The 3713-nt window shown below is 69.2% G+C and carries 4 protein-coding genes; all 4 read left to right on the forward strand.

Features of this window, described 5'->3' with window-relative positions:
* The first annotated feature begins 195 nt into the window (after positions 1–195).
* The 4 genes from E8D38_RS27220 (at position 196) to E8D38_RS27235 (ending at position 3478) form a co-directional block, all read left to right on the forward strand.
* Positions 196–483: a hypothetical protein gene (locus E8D38_RS27220; RefSeq protein ID WP_140637413.1), complete on the forward strand. Its 288-nt coding sequence runs from the start codon at positions 196–198 to the stop codon at positions 481–483.
* A gap of 75 nt (positions 484–558) precedes the next feature.
* Positions 559–2556 carry a ParB/RepB/Spo0J family partition protein gene (locus tag E8D38_RS27225; RefSeq protein ID WP_140637414.1) on the forward strand — a complete coding sequence of 666 codons (1998 nt, stop codon included), beginning with the start codon at positions 559–561 and terminating at the stop codon, positions 2554–2556.
* A 61-nt stretch (positions 2557–2617) separates the two neighbouring features.
* Positions 2618–2899, forward strand: coding sequence for a hypothetical protein (locus E8D38_RS27230; RefSeq protein ID WP_140637415.1), 282 nt, complete (start codon positions 2618–2620; stop codon positions 2897–2899).
* A gap of 66 nt (positions 2900–2965) precedes the next feature.
* Positions 2966–3478 carry an OsmC family protein gene (locus tag E8D38_RS27235; RefSeq protein ID WP_140637416.1) on the forward strand — a complete coding sequence of 171 codons (513 nt, stop codon included), beginning with the start codon at positions 2966–2968 and terminating at the stop codon, positions 3476–3478.
* The last annotated feature ends 235 nt before the right edge of the window (positions 3479–3713 follow it).

Raw genomic sequence — 3713 nt, forward strand, 5'->3', positions numbered from 1 at the left:
GCTCACTGCTTGGGCTGCTGTTGAACCCCACCCATCCCCCACCCCTTCCCGTGAGGGAAGGGGCATCCCCCACCCCCCGCCCGCCCCAGGGCGGGAGCGAGGGAAGTCCGAGCGAGAGGATCTTCCGCCTGAAGGCCAAGACACGGGGTCGAGGCCGGGCGGGTTCTCTTTCACTTTGACTGTTGGAGGCCCTCCATGATCGACAAAGCCACGTTGTTCGAGGCCGGGTTCGTGGTGCGCACGCCGGGTGCGCTGCTGGCGCTGATCGAGGCGCATGTGTCCGAGACGAGCCTGATCGAGCGCCACCAGGGCGGCGACTACGGCGAGCTGTGTGACGAGGACCGCGAGGCCAACGAGCGCGCGGTGGCCGAAGGCGGCCGGGTGTTCTCGTCCTACGCGTTGTCCCCCTGCGGCAGCAAGGTCTGGGTCATCACCGAAGCCGACCGCAGCGTGACCACGCTGCTGCTGCCCAGCGAGTACTGAGCCCTCGCTTCTTCGTTTCATCCATCCATCCATCCATCCATTTGCCGGGCGATTCCGCCCGGCCAGGAGATCACCATGGCCAAGACCCAAGCAGGCAGCAACAGCCTGGAGGCTCGCTCGGGCGAGCTGATGAGCATCCCGCTGTCCCTGCTGCAAGCGTCGCCGCGCAACGTGCGCAAGACCGACGGGCAAGACGTGTCGGCCCTGAAGGCCACCATCCGGGCCCAGGGGGTGCTGCAGAACCTGATCGTGTGTCCGGTGGAGCCCCAGGTCCGCAAGGGCAGGGCGTCAGAAGCCGACGTTCAGCGCTACGAGGTCGTGGGCGGCCTGCGCCGGCTGCGGGCCTTGCGCGAGCTGCAGGCCGACGGCGAGATCGGAGCCGATGAACCCATCCTGTGCCGGGTCAAGCCGAGCCGCGAGGCGGCCGAGGCCAGCTTGGTCGAGAACGTGGCCCGCTTGGCGATGCACCCGGCCGACGAGTTCGAGGCGTTCAAGGTCTTGGTCGACGCCGGCCGTTCGGTGCAGGAGGTGGCCCAGCGCTTTGGCACCACGCCGCTGAAGGTGCGGCGCTGCCTGAAGCTCGCCGACCTGCATCCGCAACTGATCGCGCTGTACCGGCAGGACGGTATCGAGCTGGCGCAGTTGACGGCACTGGCGCTCGTGGCCGACCCGGACGAGCAGCTGCAGTGCTGGAACGCGCTGCCGGACTGGCAGCGCGATGCGCACTCGCTGCGCCGCTTGCTGCTGCAGCAGGACATCGATGCAGGCAGCGACCCGGTGGCGAAGTACGTGGGGGTGGATGCCTACGAGGCGGCCGGCGGGGCGGTGCGGCGGGACCTGTTCTCGGAAGGGGAGGAGGGAGGTGTGTACCTGCTGGATGCGGCGCTGCTGCACCGGCTGGCCGAAGAGAAGCTGCAGGCGGTGGCCGAAGAGGTCCGCAGCGAGGGCTGGTCGTGGGTGGACGTGGCGGTGCGGCTGCCGTGGTCCCAGCTGGTGGCCTTCGGGCATTGCCCGAAGGCGCAACGGTCGATGAACCGGCGGGAGCAGCGGCAGCTAGACGCGTTGCGCCGGCGGGCGACCACGCTGACGGCGCAGTTGACCCAGGCCCACGGCGACAGCGAAGACGATGACGAGCAGGTGTCGAAGTTGGAAGCCGAGGCGGAGGTGGCCCGGGAGGCGGTGGAAGCGTTCGAGGCCGGGCTGGCGGTGTTCGACAGCGAGGCGCTGAGCCGCGGTGGTGCGTTGGTGGCGCTCGGCTCACATGGCGAAGTGGAAGTGCACCGAGGGTTGCTGCGGCCGTCGCCGTCGAAGGGGGCGAGGAGGACCAGCGGTTCGGGCGAGGACAGCGGGGAGAACAACACGCAGGAGGAGGACGCCGAGAGCGCCAAGCCGGCCACCAGCAAGGCGGTGCACTCCGCGGCGTTGATGCTGAACCTGACCGCACACCGGACGCTGGCGGCCCGGGCGGCGATGCTCGACCAGCCGCAGGTGGCGCTGGTGGCCTTGCTGCATGGCCTGGTGCAGCGGCTGCTGTACGACGGCTATGGCCCGGCCGACACCCCCGTGCGGCTCATTCCCCACCAGGCCGACGCGGGGCTGATCAGCCAGGTGTTCGACCCGGCCGAGTCGCGGGCCAGCGAGGTGCTCGACGCGGTCCGCCAGCGCTGGGGAGAGCGCTTGCCGGGCGATGCCGGGCGGTTGTTTGGCTGGCTCATGGCCCTGGGGGATGACGAGCGCGCCGAGTTACTGGCCTTGTGCGTGGCACTGACGCTGAACGACGTGCGCGACAGCGAACGGGGCAGCCCGCTGGACCGGGTGGCCGAGGCGCTGTCGCTCGACATGGCGCAGTGGTGGCAGCCAACGGCACTCGGCTACTTCTCACGGGTGACCAAGGAGACGATCCTGGCGGCGCTGGCCGAAGGGGCCGGGCCGGAGGCGGCGGCCCGGGTGAAGGGCGTGAGCAAGCAGGAGCTGGCCCGGGTCGCGGAGCGGGAGCTGAAGGACTGCGGATGGCTGCCGCAGCCGTTGCGTGTTGGCGAGCGCAACGGCGGCGGGCCGGTGGTGAACGGCTGACGTGGAAGGAGAGGAGGGCCCCCAGGCTCTTCTCTCCACCGCATCGATCCAACAGCGCACCATGCCCAGCAACGGACCCGTGCCGCCGCAGCGGCGCATCAGTGAACGCGGCAAGGCTCGGCTGCGGACGGCCGCGCGGCTGTTGAAGCTGCGTGGGGCGTGCGATGCCGAAGGCGAGGGCTTTGCGGCCATCCTCAAGGCGATTGACCGACTGGGCCAGCAGCGCCGTGCCGAACTGCGAGGCCTTGTCGATTGGGTGGAGGCCTACGAGCGGCAAGAGCGCAACCTCTCAAATGGTCTGAGGTGGACGCGAACGAATTTGCCTTCTGCCAGTACACAATGAGTCGTGAATGACGGATAAGCTTCCATCGAGCTGACGTCGTCGCGAACTCCTTTGAGGACCCTCGTCATGAACGCCGAAGACTTGCGCTCGATCCAGGCCCCTCTGAAGGAGCACTATCGCGAATCCCCTGAGGCGGCGCTGATCACGTTGCGTGCGCAGGGACGAATCGGCGAGGGCGTCACCTGCAAGCTCGAAACAGGCAAGGCGCTCGTTGCCGCGGGGCTGCATCCGGCGACGGGCGGTACAGGTCAGGCGGCCTGCTCCGGCGACATGCTGCTCGAGGCGCTGGTGGCTTGCGCCGGCGTGACGCTCAACGCCGTGGCCACGGCGCTCGGCATCGAGTTGCGAGACGCCTCGCTCCGGGCCGAAGGCGACCTGGACTTTCGCGGAACGCTCGGCCTCTCCAAGGAGGTTCCGGTCGGCTTCCAGAACATACGACTGGAGTTCACGCTCGACACAGATGCCTCGGAAGAACAGCTCGCCACGCTGCTGCGCCTCACCGAGCGGTACTGCGTCGTGTACCAGACGCTGAGCCATCCGCCGGCAATGGCCGTCCATCGCAAGCAGGCCACCGCCTGAGTGCTCGTCCAGCAGGAACAACGCGGCGGCGTCCCGCCCGTGGCCGCGGCACGCGGGCTTCATTCGCTCACGCTGTGCGTGACCGCGCCCGCTTGACGAACTGAGCGGCGTGCCGGCTCCGGCGCTGCGCGGGTCGCTCGTCCCGCCGCCCAGATCGTCATCCCCGTCCACCCGCCAGGCCCGAGCCCGGGCCGCCGCTTCTGAAGTGCTCGGTCCGGCTCGCCTGTCGCGCCAG

It is taken from the genome of Methylibium rhizosphaerae (assembly GCF_006386545.1).
Taxonomy (GTDB): Bacteria; Pseudomonadota; Gammaproteobacteria; order Burkholderiales; family Burkholderiaceae_C; genus Pseudorivibacter; species Pseudorivibacter rhizosphaerae.

Bases quoted from the DNA above. Each gene is read 5' to 3' on its own strand.
- E8D38_RS27235 (WP_140637416.1), top strand. From the start codon at position 2,966: ATGAACGCCGAAGACTTGCGCTCGATCCAGGCCCCTCTGAAGGAGCAC.
- E8D38_RS27220 (WP_140637413.1), top strand. From the start codon at position 196: ATGATCGACAAAGCCACGTTGTTCGAGGCCGGGTTCGTGGTGCGCACG.
- E8D38_RS27225 (WP_140637414.1), top strand. From the start codon at position 559: ATGGCCAAGACCCAAGCAGGCAGCAACAGCCTGGAGGCTCGCTCGGGC.
- E8D38_RS27230 (WP_140637415.1), top strand. From the start codon at position 2,618: ATGCCCAGCAACGGACCCGTGCCGCCGCAGCGGCGCATCAGTGAACGC.